Annotated in this window: 24 protein-coding genes; 11 read left to right on the top strand and 13 right to left on the bottom strand. The window is 35.9% G+C overall.

What is annotated here, in order from left to right; all coding sequences use genetic code 11:
- The first annotated feature begins 63 nt into the window (after positions 1 to 63).
- Positions 64 to 1,284: a glycosyltransferase family 4 protein gene (locus tag JKP34_RS00895; RefSeq protein WP_201916750.1), complete on the top strand. Its 1,221-nt coding sequence runs from the start codon at positions 64 to 66 to the stop codon at positions 1,282 to 1,284.
- Here JKP34_RS00895 and JKP34_RS00890 read toward each other — a convergent pair.
- Both JKP34_RS00890 and JKP34_RS18265 read right to left on the bottom strand, forming a co-directional pair.
- The gene (locus JKP34_RS00890; RefSeq protein WP_201916748.1) at positions 1,281 to 2,522 is read right to left on the bottom strand and encodes a M28 family metallopeptidase; all 1,242 of its coding nucleotides are present in this window, start codon (positions 2,520 to 2,522) and stop codon (positions 1,281 to 1,283) included. The two genes, JKP34_RS00895 and JKP34_RS00890, sit on opposite strands and share 4 nt — an antisense overlap.
- Complete coding sequence (locus JKP34_RS18265; RefSeq protein ID WP_201916746.1) at positions 2,515 to 3,708, bottom strand: J domain-containing protein; 1,194 nt, start codon at positions 3,706 to 3,708, stop codon at positions 2,515 to 2,517. The genes JKP34_RS00890 and JKP34_RS18265 overlap by 8 nt, the downstream gene beginning before the upstream one ends.
- A gap of 82 nt (positions 3,709 to 3,790) precedes the next feature.
- Between JKP34_RS18265 and JKP34_RS00880 the strand changes: the two genes are divergently transcribed.
- The 3 genes from JKP34_RS00880 (at position 3,791) to JKP34_RS00870 (ending at position 6,455) form a co-directional block, all read left to right on the top strand.
- Positions 3,791 to 4,450 (top strand): DUF2461 domain-containing protein, encoded by a 660-nt coding sequence (locus JKP34_RS00880; protein WP_201916744.1) that lies wholly within the window; start codon positions 3,791 to 3,793, stop codon positions 4,448 to 4,450.
- Positions 4,451 to 4,575: 125 nt separating this feature from the next.
- A complete protein-coding gene (locus JKP34_RS00875; RefSeq protein ID WP_201916742.1) occupies positions 4,576 to 5,211 on the top strand; it encodes a deoxynucleoside kinase in 636 nt (211 codons plus the stop codon).
- A gap of 38 nt (positions 5,212 to 5,249) precedes the next feature.
- Positions 5,250 to 6,455 carry an NAD(P)-dependent oxidoreductase gene (locus tag JKP34_RS00870; RefSeq protein ID WP_201916740.1) on the top strand — a complete coding sequence of 402 codons (1,206 nt, stop codon included), beginning with the start codon at positions 5,250 to 5,252 and terminating at the stop codon, positions 6,453 to 6,455.
- Here the strand turns inward: JKP34_RS00870 and JKP34_RS00865 are convergent, their stop codons facing one another.
- The 4 genes from JKP34_RS00865 to JKP34_RS00850 form a co-directional block, all read right to left on the bottom strand.
- Positions 6,456 to 6,671 (bottom strand): hypothetical protein, encoded by a 216-nt coding sequence (locus JKP34_RS00865; RefSeq protein ID WP_201916738.1) that lies wholly within the window; start codon positions 6,669 to 6,671, stop codon positions 6,456 to 6,458.
- Positions 6,672 to 6,826: 155 nt separating this feature from the next.
- Positions 6,827 to 7,765: a hypothetical protein gene (locus tag JKP34_RS00860; protein ID WP_201916736.1), complete on the bottom strand. Its 939-nt coding sequence runs from the start codon at positions 7,763 to 7,765 to the stop codon at positions 6,827 to 6,829.
- A gap of 109 nt (positions 7,766 to 7,874) precedes the next feature.
- Positions 7,875 to 10,184, bottom strand: coding sequence for a M1 family metallopeptidase (locus JKP34_RS00855; RefSeq protein ID WP_201916735.1), 2,310 nt, complete (start codon positions 10,182 to 10,184; stop codon positions 7,875 to 7,877).
- Between the two features lie 18 nt (positions 10,185 to 10,202).
- Complete coding sequence (locus JKP34_RS00850; protein ID WP_201916734.1) at positions 10,203 to 10,790, bottom strand: HupE/UreJ family protein; 588 nt, start codon at positions 10,788 to 10,790, stop codon at positions 10,203 to 10,205.
- Positions 10,791 to 10,874: 84 nt separating this feature from the next.
- On the opposite strand from JKP34_RS00850, the gene JKP34_RS00845 reads away from it, so the two are divergent.
- Positions 10,875 to 11,366 carry a DUF6702 family protein gene (locus JKP34_RS00845; protein WP_201916733.1) on the top strand — a complete coding sequence of 164 codons (492 nt, stop codon included), beginning with the start codon at positions 10,875 to 10,877 and terminating at the stop codon, positions 11,364 to 11,366.
- On the opposite strand, the gene JKP34_RS00840 is transcribed toward JKP34_RS00845, so the two are convergent.
- On the bottom strand, positions 11,363 to 11,935 hold the full coding sequence (locus JKP34_RS00840; RefSeq protein WP_201916732.1) for a 2'-5' RNA ligase family protein: 573 nt from the start codon (positions 11,933 to 11,935) through the stop codon (positions 11,363 to 11,365). The genes JKP34_RS00845 and JKP34_RS00840 overlap by 4 nt on opposite strands.
- 66 nt (positions 11,936 to 12,001) lie before the next feature.
- Here JKP34_RS00840 and JKP34_RS00835 point away from each other — a divergent pair, with 66 nt between their 5' ends.
- The 5 genes from JKP34_RS00835 to purE all read left to right on the top strand — a co-directional run bounded on the left by JKP34_RS00835 (position 12,002) and on the right by purE (position 17,427).
- On the top strand, positions 12,002 to 13,582 hold the full coding sequence (locus JKP34_RS00835; RefSeq protein ID WP_201916730.1) for a hypothetical protein: 1,581 nt from the start codon (positions 12,002 to 12,004) through the stop codon (positions 13,580 to 13,582).
- A gap of 10 nt (positions 13,583 to 13,592) precedes the next feature.
- A complete protein-coding gene (locus tag JKP34_RS00830) occupies positions 13,593 to 14,975 on the top strand; it encodes a DUF5723 family protein (RefSeq protein WP_201916728.1) in 1,383 nt (460 codons plus the stop codon).
- Between the two features lie 78 nt (positions 14,976 to 15,053).
- Complete coding sequence (locus JKP34_RS00825) at positions 15,054 to 15,662, top strand: SiaB family protein kinase (protein ID WP_201916726.1); 609 nt, start codon at positions 15,054 to 15,056, stop codon at positions 15,660 to 15,662.
- A gap of 101 nt (positions 15,663 to 15,763) precedes the next feature.
- Complete coding sequence (locus JKP34_RS00820) at positions 15,764 to 16,906, top strand: 5-(carboxyamino)imidazole ribonucleotide synthase (protein ID WP_201916724.1); 1,143 nt, start codon at positions 15,764 to 15,766, stop codon at positions 16,904 to 16,906.
- Positions 16,903 to 17,427 carry a 5-(carboxyamino)imidazole ribonucleotide mutase gene (purE, locus tag JKP34_RS00815; protein WP_201916722.1) on the top strand — a complete coding sequence of 175 codons (525 nt, stop codon included), beginning with the start codon at positions 16,903 to 16,905 and terminating at the stop codon, positions 17,425 to 17,427. The genes JKP34_RS00820 and purE overlap by 4 nt, the downstream gene beginning before the upstream one ends.
- Here purE and JKP34_RS00810 read toward each other — a convergent pair whose 3' ends face one another.
- Complete coding sequence (locus JKP34_RS00810; RefSeq protein WP_201916720.1) at positions 17,428 to 19,527, bottom strand: tetratricopeptide repeat-containing sensor histidine kinase; 2,100 nt, start codon at positions 19,525 to 19,527, stop codon at positions 17,428 to 17,430. It abuts the gene before it with no gap.
- Positions 19,528 to 19,617: 90 nt separating this feature from the next.
- Here JKP34_RS00810 and JKP34_RS00805 point away from each other — a divergent pair, with 90 nt between their 5' ends.
- Positions 19,618 to 20,202, top strand: a complete 585-nt coding sequence (locus tag JKP34_RS00805; protein ID WP_201916717.1) for a hypothetical protein — start codon at positions 19,618 to 19,620, stop codon at positions 20,200 to 20,202.
- Here the strand turns inward: JKP34_RS00805 and JKP34_RS00800 are convergent.
- The 5 genes from JKP34_RS00800 to JKP34_RS00780 are packed head-to-tail and all read right to left on the bottom strand — an operon-like array spanning position 20,199 to position 25,538.
- A complete protein-coding gene (locus tag JKP34_RS00800) occupies positions 20,199 to 20,969 on the bottom strand; it encodes a S1/P1 nuclease (RefSeq protein ID WP_201916715.1) in 771 nt (256 codons plus the stop codon). The genes JKP34_RS00805 and JKP34_RS00800 overlap by 4 nt on opposite strands.
- A gap of 57 nt (positions 20,970 to 21,026) precedes the next feature.
- On the bottom strand, positions 21,027 to 23,051 hold the full coding sequence (uvrB, locus tag JKP34_RS00795) for an excinuclease ABC subunit UvrB (protein ID WP_201916713.1): 2,025 nt from the start codon (positions 23,049 to 23,051) through the stop codon (positions 21,027 to 21,029).
- Between the two features lie 32 nt (positions 23,052 to 23,083).
- A complete protein-coding gene (locus JKP34_RS00790) occupies positions 23,084 to 23,824 on the bottom strand; it encodes a shikimate dehydrogenase family protein (RefSeq protein WP_201916711.1) in 741 nt (246 codons plus the stop codon).
- Positions 23,821 to 24,762, bottom strand: a complete 942-nt coding sequence (locus tag JKP34_RS00785; RefSeq protein WP_201916709.1) for a DUF368 domain-containing protein — start codon at positions 24,760 to 24,762, stop codon at positions 23,821 to 23,823. The genes JKP34_RS00790 and JKP34_RS00785 overlap by 4 nt, the downstream gene beginning before the upstream one ends.
- A 5-nt stretch (positions 24,763 to 24,767) precedes the next feature.
- Positions 24,768 to 25,538: a phosphosulfolactate synthase gene (locus tag JKP34_RS00780; RefSeq protein WP_201916707.1), complete on the bottom strand. Its 771-nt coding sequence runs from the start codon at positions 25,536 to 25,538 to the stop codon at positions 24,768 to 24,770.
- Between the last annotated feature and the right edge of the window lie 36 nt (positions 25,539 to 25,574).

Below are 25,574 nucleotides of genomic sequence, written 5' to 3'. Positions count from 1 at the left end.
ATTCTTGTATTATTTATAGATTTCTTAATATTGGCTTAATTAAATGAAATCAATTTTAAAAGCTTGAAATTACTTTACATTCATCAATATTTTAAAACGCCTGATGAGGGCGGGGCTAATCGTTCCTACTATATGGCAAAATCACTAGTTGAGGCTGGGCATGAAGTGACAATGCTTACTGCTCATAATGAGGCTGCCATGCTAGAGAAGAATGTTGATGGAATAAAAACGGTTTATTTACCCGTAAACTACAGCAATACTTTCAGCTTTTGGAAGAGGGTTAAAGCTTTCTTTGGTTTTGTACAGAAGAGTAAAAGGTGGCTTAGAAAAAACCACGATTTTGACAAATGCATTGCTACCAGTACCCCTTTAACCGTTGGTAAAATTGCTCTATGGCTTAAAAGTAGATATTCCATCCCCTACATTTTTGAGGTAAGGGATTTGTGGCCAGAAGCACCTATACAAATGGGAGTGGTCAAGAATATATTCTTAAAGGATTTTTTGAAAAATACTGAAAAGGATATTTACAAAGAATCGGAAAGAATTATAGCGCTTTCACCAGGGATGAGAAACCATATTGAAGCAACGGTGAAAAATAAGGAGGTACAGTTAATACCCAATGTGGCTGACTGTGATTTTTTCGGGATGGTAAAAGAAAAAGATCCTGATTTAGAACTTCATTTTGGCGTTAAAAATAAATTTGTGATCAGTTATTTTGGAGCCGTTGGCCCAGTAAATGATTTGATGAGTTTAATCCGATGTGCTCAATACTTTAAGGATTTACCTGTGCGCTTTCTAATCATGGGGCAAGGAAAAAGCTTACCTGAAACAAAGCAGTATGTTAAAGAACATGAGCTATCCAATGTGTTTTTTATCCCATATGGTACCAAGGAAGATGTTAAAGACTTACTTAATGTGACAGATGCCTGTTATGTGTCTTTTCTTCATAAGCCGGTTCTTAGAACCAATTCACCGAACAAATTTTTTGATGCCATTGCTTCAGGCAAAATGATTATTACTAACATACAAGGGTGGATCAGAGGCTTGGTTGAAAAAAGAAACTTTGGTATTTATGCGGATTCTGACATTCCATCCGAATTGAGAGAAAAAATAATTCCGTTTATTAATTCACCGGAGCTCCTCGCTAAATATCAAAATAATGCTAGAACTACGGCAGAACAATTCTTTGAACGCAAGGATTTAGCAGATCAGTTTGTTGCAGCTGTAGAAGGTAAAAGTTTCAAAAAAATGCAGAATAACTCCATTTTTACGCTAAGTGCCTAAAGTGAGTTTACCACATCGATTATCAAGCTTTGCAGTTGGTTAAATGCATACAAACTTGGGCTGCTTATATCATCATGTATATCATGATAGGCCTTGCTTCCTCCTAAGGTATAGATAAAAATAGCCGGAACGCCAGCCTTATCAAAGAAACAATGATCGCTATTGCAGGCTTCGCCTCTGGCTTTTATTTGAGATAATCTTGTCGCATTCAGCCCAGTAAAAAGATCAAAAATCTTGCCGTGCTTAGTGCCATTTACAATAGTTATTCCTTCCTCACCTGTTCCTACTAAATCAAGGTTCACTAGCAATTTAATTTTATTTAGGGGTAGTAAAGGATTTGTCACATAATAGTAGCTACCGAGTAAACCAATTTCCTCTGCTGTTGTAAATAAAAAGTAAGTGTCGAACTCAGGGGTATTGTTACTATAGTGCTCAGCAAGTGTTAGTAAAAGAGCTACGCCAGAGGCATTATCGTTAGCCCCAGGGAAGATATGCTCTCCGAGCCTACCAAGATGATCATAATGGGCACTAAAAAAAATTGCTGAATCATTCCTGTTACCAGATATTTTACCAATTACATTAACAGCTTGAAAGGCATTATTTAAAACAGACTTCCAGTTGGCAGAAATATACTTTTCAGCAATAGGCTGGTTGCTATATATAACAGCATTTTTAGCTTGGTTTTGTGACGGGTACCAACTGAGTTTTGTACTATCATATACAACCAATAAGCTGTTTTCTACTTTTTCATCAGCAATAAAGGCTTGTTCTATTTTATGAAATGCCTCCTTGTCAAAAGCATGTTTATTGATGTAGTAGGCTTTGTTGGATTTAACCCTGTCCAACGCCTTTTCATCGTGAAGATAGTTGAGTTCAACCTCTTCTTTATTCATAGGTGCTGATGCTGGATGCAGTAAAAAATCTTTCCCTGCAGTAAAGATTTTAGGGTTTTGCTTTTTATCGTAAGCATTAAAAGTAATTTTTGATGGAAAAGTATTTACAGAAAATGGAGTAATTTCCTGAAAGAAGGAACTAACTTCTATAGCTGGTTCAGCACCCAATTGATCCAGCTGATCAGCAATATATGTTGCTGATTTATGCATTCCGTTTTCAACATACCCTCTGCCTGCTAAAGAATCAGAAGTAAGTATTCTCATATTTTTAAGCGCTGATGCTCTTTGGGCATACGTGGCTACTGAAAAACAAATAAGAATCGTGGCTGATAAAATCCTAAACATTGCAATTGTTTTTCATCTCTTCAGATAGTTGTACGTTTTTTCTTTTGGCCTTTCTTGCAACAGCACAGGCTTGTTTTGGCTGGTCCAGTCTATTATATGTTTTATACAAATACTCATAACCTTCAGCTTGTTGAGGGCTGAAAAACACTACCCACTCTAAAAGTTTTCGGGCCTCTTGATAATCTTCTTGGCTAAAATATATTTTGGCGGATTCAAAATATATCTGTTTATAAACATTAGGTGTGTTTTCTGCTGTTACCAATAACCTATAAGCATCTCCATAAGTAGTTTTATAAGTGTTCTCAATATTGGCGAGTCCCATTTCGTAATACTGTAAAGCTACAGGGATATTACCTAAATCATTTTTATATATGTCTGCTATTAAAGCAAGTGTATGGAACCTCCTATAATTTTTATTGAGCAACTCGTTTAGAATAAATACAGATTTTCCGAATTCGCCTAATTGTTTGTAACAAATGGCAAGTTTATAAACCATATCTTCTTCCTGTTTTTGGGTATATTCCATGTAGAACAGATAACCCCAGACAGCATCCTGATAAGCACGGTTTTTAAAATCAATATCAGCTTGTTTTCTTCTAAATTTCAAATAATCATATTCGTAATTGCTAAGTCCTTTTTGCTGACTGACTTCGATACTCATCTTTTTAACAAATACCAATGCTGCTTCATCTTTACCAGCATAAAATAAGGAGTCTGCTGTGGCTGCTTGCTTATCAAAACTATCAACCAATCGCTGTTTCATATGGCTTTGATAATAATTGAAAATTGTAGCTCCTAAATAAACAATAAGTGCCACAGAGGCAATCATGGCAACCGCATAGAGAGTAGCTTTTCTTTCTGTTTTTCTATCGTAAACTGTTCTTCTCGGACTATATTTATAAACGGGCCTTTTATAAGGGTTTTGATAATCGGACCTGCTTGTGTTGCGTGTATAAGTACGCATTTCATCAAGCCTGTTCTGTGCAAGTTGACTATCATATTTACTGCGGCTAATAGTATTGCTCAAAACCCTGTAGGCAACAGAAATCTTCTTGAATTCATCTTCAGCAACAGGGCTAGGATTTAAATCCGGATGGTATTGCTTAGCCAACCTTTTATAAGCGCTTTTAATTTCCGCCAGGTTGGCGTTTTCCGTTATTCCTAGTATTTGGTAGTAATTGCTCAAATTAGCCGAAATATGATGACTTATGTATAAACAAAAATACTAATATATTATTTTAGTAAAACCTAAATCTTAATCTGCAACTATGGCTTACTTCACTAAAGACTTCATCAATTTTTATAAGGAACTTGAACAAAATAATCATAAAGAATGGTTTGATGAGAATAGGAAGCGCTACGAAAAAGTGGTAAAAACACCTTTTAGAAAATTTCTAGCAGATTTAATACTAGAGGTACAAAAGTTCGATCCTGAAATAATGATAGAACCCAAAAATGCTGTTTTCAGGATTAACCGAGATATCAGATTCTCAAAAGATAAAAGGCCTTATAAAACCAACGCTGCAGCGGTTATCAGTAGAATTAACAAGAAAGAAGAATTTCCCGCTTATTATGTGAATATTGACTCAAGTGGGCTAATGGTAGGTGGAGGCATGTATTCCTTATCAACAGATACACTTAATAAAGTAAGGCAAGAAATTCTTTACAGTGATAAAGAGTTTGAGGAAATAATCACGGGAGATTTCAAAAAAGAGTTCGGAGAAATAAAAGGTGAGCAAAATAAAATACTAAAACCACCCTATAAAGAAGCTTCCGAAAAGCTGCCTATACTATTCAATAAGCAGTTCTATTTTATGAAGAGCCTACCATTAGAAACAATCTATAGGGATAATCTACCTGAAATTTTGGCTGAAAAAATGCAGGCAGCTCTAGCATTAAACCAATTTCTTAGAAGAGCAATTGATTGATCAACAAAAAGTAAAATGGCTAACTGATTAATTAGCAAAGGCCTAATTATTTTATTGGCTTTTTTATCGAAATTCTACTTCACACCATTTAAGTTTTTTTACTTTTGTGGCGGCAAAAATCAGATATGCAAAAGTTAAAACACGTAGCGGTAGCAGGAAATATTGGGGCAGGCAAAACAACCCTTGCGAAGAAACTATCACATCATTACGGATGGAAAACCGAATTTGAAGCTGTTGAGAATAATCCTTATTTGGAGGACTTCTATGCTGATATGAAGCAATGGTCTTTTCATTTACAGGTGTATTTCTTGAATAGCAGGCTCAATCAGGTGAAAAGAATTCGTAAAGAAGAGCATACTGTTGTTCAGGATAGATCCATCTACGAAGATTGCTTTGTTTTTGCCAAAAATTTGTATGAATCTGGCAATATGACCGAGCGTGATTATGAGAATTATCTGGCGCTTTTTAAGTCAATGTCACCTGTAATAACACCTCCAGATTTATTGATTTATTTGAGAGCCGATATTCCAAAACTTGTTGGTCAGATTGAAAAAAGAGGTAGAAATTACGAGGAAAGTATAAGAATAGATTACCTCAAAACTTTGAACCAACATTACGAAGAGTGGATTAAAAATTACGATTTAGGGAAGCTCATCATCATAGATGTGAATCAACTTGATTATTTAAACAATGTGGAAGATTTTGCTTTGATCGTAAGTAAAATAGATACGGAAATTAATGGTTTGTTTTCCAACCAATAAATGAGTATTCTGATCAACCTAAACAAGAACCGAATTAAATGAAGATTGCCGTAATAAGAGAAGATAAAATTCCTGTTGATAAGCGAGTGCCTTTAACTCCAGCGCAGGCTTATGAAGTAGCTGAAAAATTTAAAGCAGAAGTAAACATTCAGGAAAGCGAAGTGCGTGTTTATAAAGCTGAAGAGTATCAAAATTACAATTTTACCCCTGTAAAGGATATAAGTGATAATGATATTCTTTTAGGCGTTAAAGAAGTGCCAATTGAAAAGCTTATTCCTGAAAAAACATATCTTTTCTTTTCTCACACTATCAAGGAACAGCCATACAACAGGGACCTACTTCGAGCAGTATTAGACAAAAAAATAAGGCTGATAGATTATGAGTGCTTGCTGGACCCTGAAACTAATCAACGTATAGTGGCTTTCGGCAGATATGCCGGGATAGTAGGTGCCTATAATACCATCTGGACTTTTGGTAAGCGATATAATTTATTTGATTTAAGAAGAGCTCACGAATGTTACGATCTGGCAGATTTAAAGACGGAGTACGAAAAAGTTGAGCTTCCGGCTATAAAAATAGCTATTACTGGTGGAGGTAGAGTGGCAAAAGGAGCAATGGAAGTGCTTTATGGAATGGGTATTTTACAGGTATCACCTTATGAATTTCTTCATGAACGCTTTGATCAACCTGTTTTTACACAGTTAAATAGTCAGGATTATCATGTTCATAAAGAAGGTAAGACTTTTAACAGAACGGAATTTCATGAAAATCCTGGTATGTATAAATCAGGTTTTGAAGATTATGCCAAAGTAACTGATGTGCTCATTGCTTCTGCATTTTGGGATCCAAGAGCTCCTAAACTTTTTAAGAAAGAAGATATTCTTAAGCCGGAATTCAAAATTAGATTAATCGGTGATATCACCTGCGATATTGATGGTTCTATACCTTCTACCAAGAAACCATCAACAATTGATGATCCAATTTATGACTACAATCCTGATACTGATTCGGTGGAGCCGGCAATGTCAGTGGAGTCAAATATAACGGTAATGGCTGTTGATAATCTGCCATGTGAATTACCTCGAGATGCTTCTGAAAGCTTTGGTAGAGAATTAATAGATAATGTACTACCTAATTTATTAGGTGATGATAAGCAGGGTGTGATAAAAAATGCCACCATAGCAGAAAACGGCAAGCTTACCGAAGAGTATAACTATCTGCAAGGTTATGTAGATGGCAATTAGTTACTCGACTACATCAGTTATTGGAATGCGGTCTACTTTACCGGTTGCTACATGCTCTATGTAATGTGTATTGTATTCGGTCCAGTGGATTTGCTTAACTTTTTCCTGAAAAGCAGTGGCATCATTAGCAGAGAAGTTTTTTATGAGATTTTCTCTACTTTCAGCTTCCATTTTCTTTTTTGAATTGTCTTTATATAAAATGGTAAATTCAATCATGCTCAATAGTTTTTTAGGTTGACTGTGTGTTTATGAATATTGTTTCTGATACCTGCAAAATTATTAATAAACTTTTACTGTAGAATAAATCAGCACTTCATTAAAAATAAAAAAAGCCCTCAATTGAGGGCTTTACATTTTGCAGGAATGTTTGATTAGTACAGTTCTCCGGCAGCTTCAAGCGCATCTACCATTTTGTTCAATTTTAACTGAGGTGAATCTTTATAATCGTACTCATATTTTAATTTTTCACCATTGCTGTAGAGTAATATTTCATCTTCACCAAGAGTCTTAAGTAGATCCACATAACCGAAAGGTACATAATACTGCATTTCTCCATATAACTTTTTTGGCTTATCCAGCTTAAGGTATATCTTCATTGATTTTTTATTACCAATGGAAGCCTGGCTTATTTTCTCAGTATATACCGCTGCTCCTATAAGTGCCCAAACGTTCTTATCGTTAATTCTATATTCTTCAGCGGTAGTCTTATCAGTCACTTTTTTCCAAATGAGCTGAGTTGTCCCTGCAGGAAGATTCTTAGGTCGGTCTTCAGGATCATTTTGTAATCGTGTAACAAGAATTTTGTCAAAATCTTCGTTTCGAGTCTCTCTATTATTGGCTATGTTTTCCTTCCAAAACTCCATAGTTCCATAAAATTCATCAAGCTTATTTTGCACTTCCTTTACGGATTTCTTCTCGCGAGCAGCTTCTATCTCTTCTATTTTAAAGCCATCTTTATATATATGAATGTCATTTTCAGCAAATATGTATTTCATGATTTGCTTTTCGTTAACAAGATTATATGAGATTATAACTTTAATCTCCTCTCCTAATTGCTTGAAATCTAAGGTGTAAACGGAAAAGTTGCGCAATTCAGAAAAATCAGAGAAAATTCTTTCTTGCTTAATGGTAACGGCAGTGTCCCCATCTTGTATGATTGCCAAGTCAGTTGCTTTAGCGAGATTTACGGTACCAACTATCTGGCCCATAGGCTCTTTGTCTTTCAATAATACGCCTTTTTTCTCCTTGTATTTTTGCCCGAAAGCAAGGTTGCCGGTTAATATTAATGCAAGTAGTAAATATTTTCTCATGGTTTTAATTTATTTAAGCCGTAATGCTACTACATTAATTCTTAAATAACAAAGCTTAATAAAAAAGCCCTCAATTGAGGGCTTTTATAATTTCAGAAGTTAAGGTTTATTAATTCTGTGCTCTGCTCATTTCGTTATCAGCAGGAGACTGCCCTCTTGCTGCACCTCTTTCACGCTTGTATAGTTCAAACTTGTTAGGTACGTTTCTTGGTGGCCAGTAATTATTTTCTTCATCAATATCAGCTGTTTCTCTTTTCGGGTCAACCTGGAACTGAATCACTTCTTTATCAGTAATGAATACCTTACTCACTTCATTTTCATGAATTTTCCAGATTTCAGCAGGAATCTTTAGTGTTTCCTCAGAGCCATCTTTGTATGTCATTTTTAAAATAATTGGCATTGGTAATCCGCCAACATTCTCGAAATGAATTTCGTAGAAATTTTTACCGCCATTTAAAAGCTTTTTCTCATTAGCGTTTAATGATGCAACAAAGGTTTTATAAGCTTTTCTGTCCTTATCGGTTACGTCATACTCATCCCACTTATTGTAGAAATCCTTTAATTCAGGATGCGTGTCTACTACAGTTTTTACTCCTTCTTTTTTATTCTTGTCAGGAGTTACCTGATAGTTGGAAGCATCTCTTTCTTTACGCTTTATTGGATTTTCAACATCAGGATTCATTGAGCTGATCTTGTACCAATCTACATCATTAATAGCTATATCAACCGGCTCAGTAGTGTAAAACCATCCTCTCCAAAACCAATCTAAATCTACAGCTGAAGCATCTTCTAAGGTTCTGAATAGGTCTTCAGGTGTTGGGTGTTTAAAAGCCCATCTTTCAGCATAAGTTTTGAAGGCTTTATCAAAAAGCTCTCTTCCCATAACCGTTTCTCTTAAAATATTGAGTGCAGTTGCGGGTTTACCGTAAGCATTATTACCAAACTGAACAACGTTCTCAGAGTTGGTCATAATTGGTCTGATGTTGGTTCTATCACCCTTCATGTAAGGCACTATATTGCCGGCAGGTCCTCTTCTACTAGGATAATTAGGCTCCCATTCTTGCTCAGCAATAAACTGTACAAAACTATTTAAACCCTCATCCATCCAAGTCCATTGGCGCTCATCTGAGTTAATAATCATAGGGAAGAAGTTGTGACCTACCTCATGAGTAATTACGCCAATCATGCCATACTTAGTTCTTGCAGAATAAGTACCATCTTCAGCCGGACGACCATAATTAAAGCAAATCATAGGGTATTCCATTCCGTTTGCTGCTTCAACAGAAATAGCTACCGGATAAGGATAAGGAATAGTCATTCTTGAATATACCTTTAAAGTATGTGCTACAACTTCAGTAGAATATACATTCCAAAGTCCCCAGGCTTCTTTAGGATAATACGACATAGCCATTACCGTACGGCCTTCAATGTCAACTCCCATGGCATCCCAAATGAATTTTCTAGAAGATCCAAATGCGAAGTCTCTTACATCTTTAGCTACATACTTCCATGTTTTAGTGCCGGATGCTTTGTTTTTTTCTGCCTTTTCAGCTTCTTTTTTTGTAACAATAAGTACCGGCTTGTCTGCAGTTTTAGATTTCTCCCATCTTTCTTTTTGCTCTTCAGTAAGGATTTCATCCGCATTTTGGAGCTCTCCCGTTGAGGCTACGATGTGGTCTTCTGGTACTGTAATGTTTACCTCATAGTCGCCAAAAGGAAGTGCAAACTCACCTCTGCCTAAAAACTGCTTGTTTTGCCATCCTTCAAAATCATTGTATACCGCCATTCTTGGGAACCACTGTGTAATGGTATAAACGGTATTATCATCTTCATCAAAGTAGTCGTAACCACCACGACCACCCATTCGAGCTCTGTCGTTTATGTTATAATACCAGTCTATATCAAATGATATTGACTCTCCAGCCTTTAATGGCTCATCCAAATCAATCCTCATCATGGTATGGTTAATAACATAATTCATTTTGTTACCATTTGAATCAACCAGCTTCTGTATTTTATGACCACCATCATAGTCAGGGTAACCCATCATCGCGTCCAATGTGCCTTCAGTTGCTTTTTCAGGCACTGTAGATTCAGAAACTTTATAAGAGTCACTATCTTTTGCTCTCATGTTTTGATCTAGCTGTACCCATAAATAAGTAAGCTCATCGGGTGAATTATTAGTATATGTTACTGTTTCACTACCGATGATTTTGTTGTTTTTTTCATCTAGGGTAACATCAATTTTGTAATCGGCTCTTTGCTGCCAATACATATGACCAGGTGCCCCAGAGGCTGTGCGGTAAACATTGGGTGACCGCAACTTATAATCAAGTTGTTCAAATTTGCCTTGGTTTTGATATTGAGCCATTGCTGAAACAGCAAAGCAAGACAAAACCAGCGTCCATATTTTTCTCATACTTTATAAGATTAAAAATTACCAAAATTTAGTTTCCATCATAAGTGTTAAGGCCAGGCCTATTATTATACTGGAAATGATGAGTACCCAGTCTCTTCGTTTTAAACCGAAGAGGTCAATAAAGATAAATGAAATTATTAAGAAAGATAATACAATGATGATTTGACCAACTTCTAATCCTAGATTAAAGGCCAAGAGTTCGGTTACTATCTTGCTACTTTTACCAAGTAATGATTTTAAGTAGTTACTAAAACCTAAACCGTGTATCAGACCGAAACCTAGGGCTAGTACATAGTTTAATTGAATTTTCTTTACCGATTTTAAACTACTCTCTTTTTTAAAAAGGTTGACAAAGGCAGTTATGAAAATGGTAACAGGTATTAAGAATTCAATGATTTCAGGCTTTATGATTACATAGTTTAAAGTAGAGAGTGCAAGAGTAATGGAGTGCCCAATGGTGAAGGCAGTAACTAAAATCAACACCTTTCGCCAATCCCTCAATAAATAAATGGCAGCAAGTGCTACAATGAAAAGAATATGGTCATACCCTCTTATATCCATAATATGATCATAGCCGAGCTCAAAATAAACTTTAAAGTTCTCCATATAAGTTTGGTATTATATTTATGGTTATAGTATTAACTCATAATATTACCATAATTTTGTAAAACAGACACAGTTAAAATCAGAATGAATATCAGTAATTATATAATCGGTTTAATATTTGTATTAGGAAGTTTTCATCCTTTCCATGTAGCTGTTACAGAGCTCATTTATAAAGAAGATGATAAAGCTGTTCAGGTAATGCATAGAATTTTTGTTGATGATTTCGAGCGTACTTTAAATAAGGCCTACGATGTTAATCTAGATATACTGGCGCTTGAAAATACCTCTTCCATTGATAGCCTTGTTGAAAATTATCTATCCCAAAGATTTAAGGTGACGATTGATGGTAAAGAAAAGGAACTTAATTATCTGGGAAGTGAGCTAGAGGAGGATGTAATTTGGTGTTATCAGGAAATTTATAAAGTACGTAAGCCTGAAACTTTTGAAATTACGAACACCATGATGTTTGAAGAATTTGATGATCAATCAAATCTGATACATACCACAGTGAGAGGTGAGCTTAAGACAATAAGACTTACGCTCAATGAACGGACTGATCAGGTTAGTTTTGACTAACCTTCTATAAAAGGGAAGAATAAATGATCTTCCCATTCTTTTCCGTTATGCTTAAATAAGGTTAACCCTTCTGCTCTAAAGCTGGACTCAAAACTTTTGTCTTTATATTCATTCCAGAGTTTATAAAACTGATGTTTTTGTAAGTCTCTAAAGGCTACAGTTACGTGTGGATTGAAGCCTCTAAGTTTATAAGTACTGTTAAATATTTGAAATTGCTTAAGAAGCTTTTGTAATTCACTTTGAAGTATTTCAAGTTCTGGGTTTTCTTTAACCTGTATGTAGACAACCCTTGGCTCAAAGGCACCAAAGTTTTTAAGGTCTATATTAAACTTACTGAAACTACCACTAAAATCAGTCAGAGCCTCTGCCATAGCAGGAATTTTATTTTCCTTTTTTTTAAAGGGCATTTGTAGTGTAATATGTCCGGGAGAGCGAAAAGCACCTTTAGTCTCATATTTTTGACTAATTGTAGTTTTGACCTCATAAATAGATTCCTGAACCCGACCAACAGGTGAAATAGCGATGAAAAATAGACTTTCCTGCTTGTTTTCCTTTTTTGATAATTTCATTAACTATTTTTTTAAGTCTAAATTGGGAAGGTATTAATAGATGTTTCCTTATAAGGCTTTAACAAAATGAGAAAACTAAATAACTTGAGCCTAGCTGCGTGCCTCGTTTTGATGATTCTGGCTGGTTGCTACAGCGAACTTAGCAATTTAAAGTTTCCTGAGAAAATCGAATGGAGTCCTGAGTTGGCTCTGCCTTTGGTAAACTCTTCTTTCACAATTGCAGATTTATTAAATGAGGCTGATTCTACCATCGAGTATGAAGAATCGGATGGTGTTTTAGTAATAACTATAGAAGATGACAGTCTTTTTAGTTCTAGCGCCAGAGACTTTTATAGTTTATCAGACAAAAATTTTCCAGCCTTACCACTAACCTTAACTCAGGAAGAAATAAATGAATTTAACCTCAATGGGCAAGTTACAGTAAATAGACAAGCTGAGTTGCCTTATGAATCAGATCTTGATTCGGTTCAAATTGAAAGAGGACTAATCAATTTAGAGTTGGAAGAGAATTTTCCCGCAAATGGTAATTTATCATTAAGCATTAGCGCAGCCAATGTTAATCTAATTGATTATCAATACAATTGGAATTACGATGGTGTAAACGCGGTTACCACTGATTTTGACTCAAACGAGTTTGATGAGGTAACATTTACAATTGCAAGTAACTCACCCACTATGTTAGTTGTTGATTACAACCTTACGCTTACAAAAGCTAACAATACTGATTTAACAGCATTTGAGAATACAGTAGATATTAATTTAAGTTTTGTTGATACTGATTTTAAAGCATTGTATGGAGACTTGAATACACAAGACATTAGTACTGAAAGAAATACTATAAAAACTGATTTTCTTAATGATATTGATGACCTGAATGATATTGAATATTATTTCGAACGACCAAGGTTTAGTGTTACCTATATTAACTCAATGGGTCTTCCCGTACTTTTTGATGTAGTTGATTTTACTTACTACAAGGAAGGTGATGCAAATGAAATAAATATTAATTCATCAGTTGAGTTGGCCAAAGGCTCACTGGAATCGCCTTCTGAATCTAGCCTAAAACTTGATGAACAATTTAAAAGTGTCATTAATGATCGTCCTGATTCTGTTAGTCTTGCTGTGGACGGCATTATTGATCCTAATGATACCCCAGATAATTTTGTGACAAGTGAATCTAATATTCAGGTGGGCTATAAGCTTGAATTACCACTAGAGTTAACACTTTCAGGATTAAATATTGAAGAGAGTTTTGGGGTTGAAGATATAGACCCGGGAAATACACGCTATGCCATTCTTAATTTTAAAACAGCCAATGAGCTCCCTTTTGATGTTTCGTTAAAAGCTGTTGCCTTATCAGAGGATAGTACTGAATTAAAAACGCTTTTTGAAGATGAAATTCTAACCGCGGGTAGCCTGGAAAATCCGAGTGTTAAAGAGTCATTCTTAACCATTGAAGATGATCCTCAAACTGAATCTAATGAACTTGATTTCTTAGAGGAAACTAGCAGAATTGCCATAATTGTTTCAGTTGCTACTGCTAACAATGGTAATGAAATAGTTCAAATATCTTCCCAAGCAGAGATTCAATTCTCTCTTTCTGTCCAATTTCAGTATACCTTAGATATTGATACTTCAGATGAATAATTTGATTGACATGAATAAAGTAAAAAGAGGACTGTTCGTTATATTGGTTATTCTGCCGTTTTTAAAAGGTTATGCACAATCTGATATGATTGGTTACGGTTTACACAAAACATTGCCTCAGGCTAATAATCTAAATCCAGCATTTTTGCCTGATTATAAATTCACCCTGGCACTTCCTGGCTTGGCAGGTTTTAAAATGAATGCCAGCCAGAATTTTACGAATCTTGAATTACTAACTGCAACTAATGCAGATAGTACATTTGATATTTCAGGCTTTTACGATAAGCTAAGAAATAATAATCGGGTTACAGGGAATGTAAATGTGCCTATTTTGAATCTTGGATTCAGAAGTGCGGTTGGTTACACGGCTTTCACCATTAATCTTAGAACTTTCAACAGGATTAGTTTCCCGAAGGCTTTAGTTGATTTGATTTATTTGGGTAATACGGGTGAGAACAGTGATCTTAACTTTGATAAACTTGCTTTTAAATCCAATACCTTTTCTGAAATAGGCCTTTCACATGGTCGAGAAATATTAGGCGGTAAAATGACGGTTGGCGCTCGCATAAAGTACCTCATAGGTCATTCTTATACTGATATCTCTGACTTTAATCTCTCATTAAGAACCTTCGAAGATTCAATAAGGCTTAGTACCGCTGGGTTTACAGCCAGAACTGCCGGTGTAGCCGGATATGCTGCTCTGGATGATGGCAATGGTGATGAGATTGATGCAGTTTTAAATGCCAGAGGTTTTGGTTTAGATTTAGGAGCTACTTATCAGTTCTCTTCAAAAATACAGTTTTTCGGCTCTATCAATGACTTAGGATATATCAGCTGGAAGGATTATAACAAGAACTTCGTTGCTCCTGCAACTAGTGTAACCTTTACAGGAGCCGATTTTTTAGATGATTCGTTTGAAGATGAATTGGACAGTACGTTAAATAGTCTGGATAATAGAATAGTAGAAGAAAAGGCGAGTAAATTCTCCACTTCCTTAACAGCTAATATTTACTTGGGAGGAAGCTATCAGATAAGCCGGAGACAGAAAGCTTTGGCTATTTTTTATTCTGAGTTGTATAAAGGAACCTTGGTTCCGGCATTTTCCGGAATGTACAATTTTCAATATAATGCGTTTTTCAATTTTGCAGCAGGAGCAACACTTATGAATGGTAGAGTTAACAACATAAGTACTGGTTTTACCTTGAAATTAGTACCATTTCAACTCTGCGTGGCCACCAACGACCTTTTATCCATAGTTAATCCTATCAAAGGACGAGCAGCTGATATAAGATTTGGTATTAATTTAACCTTTGGTGATATTAATAAATCAAAAAGAAAAGGGAAAAAGAACAGTAGCAATACAATAGATACCATTGATTTGGGTGTTGATTAAGTTCTTTCAGAAAAAAATCCTATTTTGGAGAATATTTAAAATAAACTCTGGTACATTTTTAAATCTTTACTAACTTAAATGCTAGATAACATAAAAGAAAATAAGATGGATTTAAACGTTAATTTCATCAAGTCGGTACTTAGTCTTTTTTCAGAAATGCAGGGGAATGGAATATCCCTTGTATACCTTGGTGAGTTTAATCATGAAATCACCAAAATGTTTACCTCTATGGCTGAATCTGACATGGAGCGTAAAAACGAAGATAGAAACGTTAAAAAGAGAGTTTACCATGTGATGGTGGAAACACTTCAAAACATGAACAAGCACTCTGATGAGATAACCAGTCAGCAAATTGGTAACGGACTATTCATTATTGGTGAGAAAGAAGATATTTACTATGTTATCACCAGCAATAAAGTAGCAAGAGATAAAGTTGATGGACTCAGAAGCGCTATTGATGAAGTTAATGCGGCTACACCTGAGGAGCTTAAGAAAATGTACATGCAACAAATAAAGCATGGTAAACTTTCTGACAAGGGTGGTGCAGGTCTTGGATTAATTGATATTGCCAGAAAGACAGGAGAGAAATTGGTTTATAAGTTCCTTCCTATTGATGACCAGCATGATTTGTTTATACTTAAGGTAGAAATTAACGGAGATAAAATTAAAGACGAAAAGTCTAAATAAAACTTACTAAACAGCTTAAAAGCCTTTTCATAAAATGGAAAGGCTTTTTTATTTCGTCACTATGTAAGTAATATTGCAGTCCAATCATCAGCAAATCAGAAATGGCTAAAATATTTAATACACAAACTAAAATAGGCGTACTTGGTGGAGGTCAATTAGGAAGGATGCTGCACCAAAGTGCCATCAACCTAAATTTAGATTTAAGGATGATGGATCCTGCCGCAAATGCTCCATGTGCCAGTCTTATTAAGCGTTTTACCGTTGGTGATCTTGAAAATTATGATGATGTCTACAATTTTGGTAGGGAATGTGATTTGCTCACAATAGAAATAGAGAAGGTTAATATTGAGGCACTTAAAAAGCTTCAGTCAGAAGGAGTGAAGGTTTTCCCTCAGCCTGAAATTATTGAGATCATTCAAGATAAAAGAGTACAAAAGCAGTTTTATCAGGATAATGATATACCAACAGCGCCTTTTGTACTTACTGAAAACCTTGAAGAGTTAAAGCAACATAAAGAAAAGTTGCCGGCAGTACATAAAGTAGGTAAGGGAGGTTATGATGGTAGAGGTGTACAGATGATCCGAAGTGAGGCGGATATTGAAAAGGGATTTGATGCTCCTGCATTGTTAGAAAATTTAATTCCATTCAAAAAGGAGTTAGCGGTAATTGTAGCAAGAAATGAATCCGGGGAAATAGATGCTTTTCCACCTGTGGAAATGGTTTTCCATCCAGAACATAACCTTGTAGAGTACCTATTATCTCCAGCAGTTATCAGCAAGGAACAAAAAGAGAAAGCCATCCGGGTTGCTAAAGATGTAATAGAAAAGCTAGGTATGGTGGGTATATTGGCGGTTGAAATGTTCCTTACCAAGGATGATGAAATTTTGGTTAATGAAGTAGCTCCAAGACCTCATAATAGTGGACATCAGAGCATAGAAGGTAACTTTACTTCACAATATGACCAACATTTAAGAGCCATTTTAGATTTACCTTTGGGCAATACAGATATTAAAATTGCTTCAGCTATGGTTAATTTGTTAGGAGAAGATGGTTATACGGGTGAGGCACAGTATGAAGGTATGCAAGAGATTATGCGTATTAATGGAGTACATGTTCATCTTTACGGAAAGGCAACAACCAAGCCATTTCGAAAAATGGGTCATATTACTATCACTGATCCAAATCTGGAATCTTTAAGAATTAAAATTCATCAGGTAAAAGAAATGATAAAAGTTAAGGCATGAGTACAAAAGGGAAAGTAGCTATAATAATGGGTAGCCAGTCTGATCTAAAAGTCATGGGTGAGGCTGCAAAGGTTCTGGAAGAATTAAAAACTGAATTTACTGTGGATATCGTGTCTGCTCATAGAACACCTGAGCGTATGTTTGATTTCGCAAAATCAGCTAAAGAAAAAGGATATCATGTTATTATTGCAGGTGCAGGAGGTGCAGCGCACTTACCAGGAATGGTAGCATCGCTAACCTCATTGCCGGTAATTGGAGTGCCTGTAAAATCAAGCAATTCTATCGATGGTTGGGATTCTGTTTTGTCAATTTTGCAAATGCCTGGAGGTGTACCAGTGGCAACTGTTGCCCTAGATGGCGCTAAGAATGCAGGGATTCTTGCTGCTCAGATAGTAGCTAATTTTGATAAGAATGTATCAAAAGCGCTAACGGAATATAAGGAGTCTTTAAAAGAGAAAGTTATAAGTTCTGCTGATGCAATTAAGGAAAATGGCTGGAAGGCAGGAAAAGTAGGCTTTTAGTTAAGGTGCTACTTCATCAAAAAGAGGAAAGTTTACGGTGAATTCGCTAAACTTTTCTTTTTCACTTGTTAACTTAATTTTTCCACCTAGTCGGTCTACCAAAGTTTTTACAATAGCAAGCCCAAGCCCATTGCTTGATTCACCACCGGTTGGTCTGGCACTAAGCTTACTGAACTTCTTGAAGAGTTTTTCCCGATCAAGCTCTGTAAAACCCTGACCAAAATCTTTAACGCTCACCCAAAACCCTTTTTCACTCTTTCCGCCTTTTATAATTATTTCACTACCTAAATCAGAAAATTTGATAGCGTTAGATAGTAGGTTATCTAGTATTCTATCCAGGTATACCTTATCAGTAATAATTATTGAATTTGGCTCACACTCAACTTGAACATTCATTTCTTTATTCGATAGTTCAACTACGTAAGTGGTTACTATATCTTCAATAACTCGTTTTAAATCAAGTTGACTAGGTACAGGCTTATCTTTGTCTATTTCAATGGCATTTACATCAAGAAGGTCGTTAATAAGGTACATTCCATGCTTAGAATTATTTCTAATCATTTTAACGTATTGCTCTTGCTCTTCATTCAATTTAGAAAGCCTTAATAGTTCAGTCAATCCTTTAATTCTGTGGAACGGTGCTTTCATGTCGTGGGCTACAATTCCTAACATTGAGTCTTTCTCATTGTTAAGGTCATCCAATTCCTGATTTCTAATAATGAGCTTATCGTTTTGGATCTTTATTTCTTTATTCTGATTAGTGATTTTAAGCTGCTGCTCTTCAATCTGTTTGTTTTTAAGTAAAAGAAGCCTGTTTTGTCTGCGCCTTTTTCTTGCCGTAAAAAATAACATAACCAGCATAAGTAGTACTAATAAGACAATGGCTATTAAGGCATAATTCAGTGCTCTTTGCTTTCTTATTACTTCCTTATATGCCTCTTGATTAAGTACTAAAATCTGATTCTCTTTTTCCTTAAGTTCAATAGCTAAGCGAGACTCCAGACGCTCGATTTGACGTGCGGTATTGGCATTGTCCGTCTTCTCTTTTAGTCCTTCGTAGGCCTTAAAGTTATTGTATGCTGCGGTCAGATTACCTTCTCGTTCATAAATTTTCGACAAATAGTAAAAGGCATCTCTTTCAAATGTAATGTCATTATTTTCTGAAGAAATTTCTTTAACACTTGTAAAATAACCTTTAGCTATGTCATAATTCCCTCTATAAAAATAGATTACGCCAAGTTGAAAATTAGTTTGATTGAGTAGATTCTTATTCTGTGATTTACTGAGAAACTTAAGAGCATCTTTAGCATTTGAAAGGGCTATTTCAAACCTTCCCCTTTCGGTATTCATTTTAGCAATGTTTAGTTTGATAATTGCTAGATTAACCTCATCCTCAGTTTCTTCTGCTATGTCGTAAGCTTTAGTAAAATAGGTAAGTCCGTTGTTGTAATTACCCATTTTCACATAAATCCCAGCGATTTCTAGATAAATGGATATAACACCTGAAGGATCATCAAACTCCTTTCTTATATCCGCTGTTTTAAGTGACATTTCCAGCGCTTTTTCATAGTTGTCCTGTGATTGATAAAGCTCTGCCAAGCTTTTATAACCATAACTTATTGAAGGATAATCCTGAATAGCTTCAAATATTTCCAATGAACGGAAGAAGTAATCATAGGCCTCAATATAATTCCCCTGATTAAAATATATTCTACCAATATTATTTAGAGAGTGACCGTATTGAACGGAATCGGCATTAATGATGGCGGAATCTTTTGCTTGATTATAATATTCGAAAGCTTTAACATTTTCGCCTTTATAATAGTAACCAACACCTATGTAATTTAAGGGTTTAGCAGTTTTGAACTGCATTTCTGCGCCCTTTGCAAGATCAAGTGCTCTTTGGCTGAAAAAGATTGTACTATCAGGAAATGATTTTCTGTATTCCCATCCAATTCTCAGATAATTTTCGAAAAGGTTTTCGGTATTGGAGGTGTCGAGCTTGGTCTTTAAACTATCAATATAATCAAGGTTTTGGCTAAGTAAATTTCTACTCACTAGCCCAACGAAAATAACTGATATTAAAATAAATCTTTTCACAATCAAACAGTAGTATCCTGTTTAAACACAATTGCTAATGTATATATATTTATGAATCTAAACATTATATTGGACTATTAAAAAAAGGATATGTCTTCACACCACGTAATAAGAGATGAGCAGGAGCCACCAATTTTTGTGCTTGACGAAAATTTTGACATTGATGTATTAAATGAATTGCTGGGTTGGGCACCGCTGCTTTATGTTGAAGCCAGTCTGTACAAGTGGTTTCAAGCCAGAAATGTTAAAGTAGATGGGATCATCTTATTAAATGATATTGATGATACAGATTATGAGGGTATCACTAAATATTATTTGAGTACGCTAAAAGATAGTTTACTAGAGTTGGTGATGCAGGTGATTAATAATAAACCTTTTACGGCCTTCAACTTATTTTGTAATGAAGCCCAGGGAAGAGAAGTTGTGGAAGAGTCAAGAATAGGCCCAGAAAAGTATCTTCCGTTTACTTTATTTATTGGAGGTAAGAAAACTATTGTCACCTTTAAAAATAAGTTGGCTAAATGGTTTCCGGCTGGTCAACGCATAATAGTGGATCAAAACAGGGTTACTATTTCACCAAAAGTTGAATTGAATGGTGACAGCTATGAAGTAAAAGAGGAAGGTACTTATACCTTTACAGCTGAAGAACTTCCTCTTGTTATAGAAGAATTTTAGCCATATATCTCATTGAGAATTCCGGCAAGTCGTATGCCTGATTTCATAAGCTGTGACTTTACGGTGTCCCAGTTTTTATAAGAGTATTCGTAGCCTAAATTCATATCATCCGGTAATGCATAAACCTGAGGTCTTAAAGCCATAGCTTCTTTATACCATTTATCAATAGTATCTGATTGAAGGCTTTTAACTTCATCTTTACTGGTGTTATTTACAGCGTCAGCTAATTCAGTGTATGAATACTGCTTGCTATCAATCATTTCGCTATCCCAAACTCTGTGCAAATTTGAATTCTGCCAGAACCACTTTAATTTAACTGCATTTCCTCCAATATCTTCTCCCGTACCTACATGCAATGGCTGGTGGATATCACCTACCAAATGCACCAACATCATCAGGTGCTGCTTTTCTGTATTAGCATCCAGGTTTCCAGCTTTCAATTCTTTAATCAGTCTATTGATAGTCATAATTAAATCACCATCTTCATTCTTTTCAGTTTCTTCATAAGACATGCCGTCAGGAATAGTAACCCAATGCCAGCTGTTGGCGTAGTCATAGGCATCGTCAGATTTTATGTCATCCATCCAATTACTGACTACTGCAAGTGATTCACAATCCAACACTTTGGAAATATTCTTTTTGGCTTTTTTAGTTAGGTAAAATGAAGCTACTTCACCTACTACTCTATGTCCTATTTTACCCCATGCCCATGCTTGCGAGTTCAGGAGAATAAATATTAAGCAAAAGCTGATAATCTTTTTTGTCATGTGTTTATGGATTTGGGGCAAATTTAAGAAAGTTGTTTATGTTTGCTTGCGGTAGGTCTATTTTTTATCTCTGATTTTTTGTAATTCCTGCCACTCATCTCTAAGTCGTGCTGCTTCTATAAAATCTAAGTCCTTCGCAGCTTTCTCCATTTTCTTTTGAGTGTCTTTTATCATTTTGTCCAAGCCAGCTTTATCCATGTATTGAACAACTGGATCTGCTGCAAGTGAAGCCTCTTCAGGACCAGCGTAATATTTCTGTTGAGAGGTTTTCTTAGAGTCTACTGCAACAGTTTGACCCAAAATACTTTCTCTTGATTTAAATACTGTTTTAGGTACAATACCGTGTTCCTCATTGTAAGCTTTTTGTATGGCTCTTCTTCTATTCGTTTCATCAATAGCTGTCCGCATTGATTCAGTAATTTTATCGGCATACATAATTACCTTTCCTTTTTCATTTCGGGCTGCCCGGCCGATAGTTTGTACAAGTGAGCGCTGATTTCTTAAGAAGCCTTCTTTATCTGCATCCAAAATTGCAACGAGAGAAACCTCCGGTAAATCGAGTCCTTCTCTTAGTAGATTTACACCTACCAGTACATCAAACTCGCCAAGTCTCAAATCTCTCAAAATTTCTACTCGATCGAGCGTATCAACTTCTGAATGTATGTATCGTGATTTGATGTTAGCCCGGCCCATAAATTTGTGTAGCTCCTCTGCCATTCTTTTGGTTAGGGTTGTTACGAGCACACGTTCATTTAACTTTATGCGCTCATCTATCTCTTCTAACAGGTCATCTATTTGGTTACCACTAGGTCGCACATCAATTTCAGGATCGAGCAAGCCTGTTGGTCTAATAACTTGTTCTACTACTAAACCTTCAGTCTTTCTCAGTTCGTATTCAGCTGGTGTGGCACTCACAAATACTGTTTGCCCCAGCATATTTTCAAACTCATTAAACTTTAATGGTCTGTTATCCATGGCAGAAGGTAGTCTATAACCATAGTCCACGAGGTTTATTTTTCGTGCTCTATCACCACCAAACATTGCTCGAACTTGAGGTACGGTTACGTGACTCTCATCAATAACCATCATATAATCATCAGGAAAATAGTCCAACAGGCAGAAAGGCCTGGTGCCTGGTGACCTTCTATCAAAATAGCGAGAATAGTTTTCGACTCCAGAGCAGTAGCCGAGTTCTCTCATCATTTCAATATCGAACTCAGTACGTTCCTTTAGTCTTTTTGCTTCAAGAAATCTGCCATCCTTTTCAAAGAATTTTACCTGCTCCATCATATCATCCTGTATTTCAGAGATAGCTTGATGAAGCACATCTTTACCTGTAACAAATAGATTTGCCGGGAAAATGCTGATGATTTTTTCATCAGATATTTTCTTACCACTTTCCGGGTCTATTCTTTGAATAGCCTCTACTTCATCGCCCCAGAAGTAAATTCGATAAGCAAAATCAGCATAAGCCACAAAAATATCCACAGTATCACCTTTTACGCGAAACGTACCTCGCTTGAACTCAGCTGTAGTCCTGTTGTAAAGGATATCTACTAATGCAAATAATAGTTGGTTTCGTGGTATTTGGTCACCTTCCTGAATTCTAATGATGTTTTTCCCAAACTCATCAGGATTACCAATACCATAAATACAAGAAACAGATGCTACCACAATTACATCTCTCCTTCCTGATAGTAAAGAAGAGGTAGCGCTTAGCCTCAATTTTTCAATTTCTTCGTTAATTGAGAGGTCTTTTTCTATGTAAAGATTACTTGAAGGAATGAAAGCCTCTGGCTGATAATAGTCATAATAGGAAATAAAGTACTCCACAGCATTGTCAGGAAAGAATTGCTTGAATTCTCCATAAAGTTGTGCTGCCAAAGTTTTATTATGACTCAGAACTAGTGTTGGTTTTTGAACCTGTTCAACCAAGTTGGCTATTGTAAAAGTTTTACCAGAGCCGGTTACACCTAATAAGACTTGATCTTGCTCTCCGGCTTCGATTCCCTTTTTTAATTGCTCAATAGCTTTTGGCTGGTCACCGGTAGGCTGATATTCACTTTTGATTTTGAAGTCCATAGCCTATAAAAACGATAGTAAATAAAAAGGTTTTATTTATTGGTCCAGATTTTCCATGCGGCTTCTGCCTGACCAACAAGCGTATCATAACCGTTCTTTGTTGATGCACCTTGCTGAAAACCTGCCTGCATAAAGGCAGTAGCCTTAGGATTATACACCAGATCAAATAACATATGGTGCTCAGAAAGCTGACTATATGGGATGTTAGGTTTGTCATCTACTTCGGGGAAAGTCCCTAATGGTGTGCAGTTGATCACAAGCTGATGAGTCTTCAAGATATCAGTATCTTTATGAAGCTGTTCATAAGTAAATCCTTTTTCTGCCTCTCTTGAAACGAAATGAAAAGGGATATTGAAATCCGAGAGTACGGCTTTTACTGCTTTTGAGGCTCCACCAGTACCTAAAATTAAAGCACCAGAATTAAATTTTTTTGTAATAAAATTCATTAGAGATTCTCTGAAGCCATAGTAATCAGTATTATATCCTTTTGTTTTACCATCAATAATTTTAATGGTGTTTACCGCTCCTATTCGTTTTGATAACTCATCCTGCTCATCCAGATAAGAAATAACACTTTCTTTGTAAGGGATGGTTACATTCAAGCCAACAAGTTGAGGTTCTGATTTTATTAATTGAGAGAATTTTTCTATTGAATCAATAGGGTAGGGCTGATAATCGTATCCTTCTATCTTTTCACTTTTAAATTTCTCACTAAAATATTTGGCAGAGAAGGAATGTGATAGTGGATAACCGATTAAACCCAGTTTCTTCATTTTGGCTGTTGATTAAACCTATTAGCTATTTTCTCGATGAGTATGACAAACAATATTCCACAACTGGCTAGTAGTAAAGCTTCAACCAAGTGAGGATTATTACCCGTTTCCGCCAAATATTGATGTGGGAGCACATTGTGGTCCAAGTAAGGCACTTGCTCACCATGACTATTGAGCCTATAGCTGTCCACTATTTTCCAAGGCCATACCTTGTTTAATGATCCAATCATGAAACCTGCTAACACAGCAACTGTGATAGATTTGAAATTATCTAAGCACCATGAAATCAATCGAGAAAAAGAGAGGATCCCTATTAAACAGCCAACGATAAAAATTAGAATAGTAACTACATCGTAAGACTCTAGCGCTGCCAGTATAAATTTATATTTACCTAAAATAAGAAGTATAAAAGCTCCGGAGATGCCAGGTAGAATCATAGCACATATGGCTAGTGCTCCTGATATTAATACGAACCACCATGTTTCGGGAGTTTCAGCTGGAGATACTTCCGTAATGAAGTAAGCAAAAGCAATACCCATAAGACCGGCAATGAAGGACTTCCAGTTACGGGCTTCAATATCTCGTGCTACTATCATAGCCGAGATGATGATTAAACCAAAAAAGAAAGACCATACCAAAATGGGATGCTTTAAGAGTAAGTACCCCATTAATTTGGCTAAACTGATAACGCTAATAGCTATACCAGCCACTAGCGTAACAAGAAAGTTGCCATTTATATGACTCCAGAACTCTCTTATTTTAAAAGAAGTGAGAAGTTTTAGTGCTTCAATATCAATTGATTTGATACTTTTCAGTAACTCGTTATAAATGCCTGTAATAAAAGCTACCGTTCCTCCGGATACTCCGGGAATTACATCAGCACTTCCCATTGCTATACCTTTTAGCAGCAACAGGAAATAATCTTTGAAACTTCTCATCTCTTCTACAGATTTTCAGAGTTTAGAAAATGATGAAAAGTATCACCTCTAAGTCCTAATCTGATAGTTTCCAAAGGTATAATTTCGTTTGGAGCAATATTTCCTAAGTTAACATTTGCACCCATCAACTTAATAAAATATACCTGTTGTGCTTTTTGAGGAGCTTCCCAAATAATCTTCTCGAAAGGAATTTTAGTAAGTATTTCCTGCACTAATCCAGACCTAACTTCACCAGAAGCTCTGAATAACCCAACATTTCCGCTCTCGCGTGCCTCACCAATTACCTTCCATGCACCGGCATCTAACTCAGCCTGCATCAAAGAAATCCATTGATAAGGAGGGATGATTTTCTCAGCATCTTTAGAGCCAACCTCTGAAAGCACAGTTACCTGGTCGGATAACTTGCGGACATATTCACATTTAATGTCATGTGGTAATTCAATGGAGCCGTCTGAAACCTCAGCAAATTCCATATCAAATTTATCCAGCACTTTTCTGTAATCATCAAACTGATCACGAATAATAAAAGCTTCAAATAAGGTTCCTCCAAAGTAGGTTGGGATACCAGCCTCTTTATAGATGGCTAGCTTTTCTTTTAACTTATTGGTTACAAAAGAAGTAGCCCATCCTAATTTGACAATATCAACATATTCACCACTGCTATCAATAAAGTCTTCTACTTGTCTATTGCTAAGCCCTTTGTCCATGGCCATGGTAAATCCTACATCTCTTGGCTTAGAAGGTCTTTCTGGAACTTGTTTTAAGTTGTAATTCATTAATATTTTGGTTTTGTAGGCTGCATAAACAAGAAT

The organism is Marivirga atlantica (assembly GCF_016734805.1).
GTDB classification, from domain to species: Bacteria; Bacteroidota; Bacteroidia; order Cytophagales; family Cyclobacteriaceae; genus Marivirga; species Marivirga atlantica.
This window is presented reverse-complemented; position numbering and strand designations above follow the sequence as displayed.

Coding starts and splice junctions, on each gene's coding strand:
- JKP34_RS00890 (WP_201916748.1), bottom strand. CDS start 2,522: ATGTTTAGGATTTTATCAGCCACGATTCTTATTTGTTTTTCAGTAGCC.
- JKP34_RS00880 (WP_201916744.1), top strand. CDS start 3,791: ATGGCTTACTTCACTAAAGACTTCATCAATTTTTATAAGGAACTTGAA.
- JKP34_RS00875 (WP_201916742.1), top strand. CDS start 4,576: ATGCAAAAGTTAAAACACGTAGCGGTAGCAGGAAATATTGGGGCAGGC.
- JKP34_RS00870 (WP_201916740.1), top strand. CDS start 5,250: ATGAAGATTGCCGTAATAAGAGAAGATAAAATTCCTGTTGATAAGCGA.
- JKP34_RS00865 (WP_201916738.1), bottom strand. CDS start 6,671: ATGATTGAATTTACCATTTTATATAAAGACAATTCAAAAAAGAAAATG.
- JKP34_RS00860 (WP_201916736.1), bottom strand. CDS start 7,765: ATGAGAAAATATTTACTACTTGCATTAATATTAACCGGCAACCTTGCT.
- JKP34_RS00855 (WP_201916735.1), bottom strand. CDS start 10,184: ATGAGAAAAATATGGACGCTGGTTTTGTCTTGCTTTGCTGTTTCAGCA.
- JKP34_RS00850 (WP_201916734.1), bottom strand. CDS start 10,790: ATGGAGAACTTTAAAGTTTATTTTGAGCTCGGCTATGATCATATTATG.
- JKP34_RS00845 (WP_201916733.1), top strand. CDS start 10,875: ATGAATATCAGTAATTATATAATCGGTTTAATATTTGTATTAGGAAGT.
- JKP34_RS00840 (WP_201916732.1), bottom strand. CDS start 11,935: ATGAAATTATCAAAAAAGGAAAACAAGCAGGAAAGTCTATTTTTCATC.
- JKP34_RS00835 (WP_201916730.1), top strand. CDS start 12,002: ATGAGAAAACTAAATAACTTGAGCCTAGCTGCGTGCCTCGTTTTGATG.
- JKP34_RS00830 (WP_201916728.1), top strand. CDS start 13,593: ATGAATAAAGTAAAAAGAGGACTGTTCGTTATATTGGTTATTCTGCCG.
- JKP34_RS00825 (WP_201916726.1), top strand. CDS start 15,054: ATGCTAGATAACATAAAAGAAAATAAGATGGATTTAAACGTTAATTTC.
- JKP34_RS00820 (WP_201916724.1), top strand. CDS start 15,764: ATGGCTAAAATATTTAATACACAAACTAAAATAGGCGTACTTGGTGGA.
- purE (WP_201916722.1), top strand. CDS start 16,903: ATGAGTACAAAAGGGAAAGTAGCTATAATAATGGGTAGCCAGTCTGAT.
- JKP34_RS00805 (WP_201916717.1), top strand. CDS start 19,618: ATGTCTTCACACCACGTAATAAGAGATGAGCAGGAGCCACCAATTTTT.
- JKP34_RS00800 (WP_201916715.1), bottom strand. CDS start 20,969: ATGACAAAAAAGATTATCAGCTTTTGCTTAATATTTATTCTCCTGAAC.
- uvrB (WP_201916713.1), bottom strand. CDS start 23,051: ATGGACTTCAAAATCAAAAGTGAATATCAGCCTACCGGTGACCAGCCA.
- JKP34_RS00790 (WP_201916711.1), bottom strand. CDS start 23,824: ATGAAGAAACTGGGTTTAATCGGTTATCCACTATCACATTCCTTCTCT.
- JKP34_RS00785 (WP_201916709.1), bottom strand. CDS start 24,762: ATGAGAAGTTTCAAAGATTATTTCCTGTTGCTGCTAAAAGGTATAGCA.
- JKP34_RS00780 (WP_201916707.1), bottom strand. CDS start 25,538: ATGAATTACAACTTAAAACAAGTTCCAGAAAGACCTTCTAAGCCAAGA.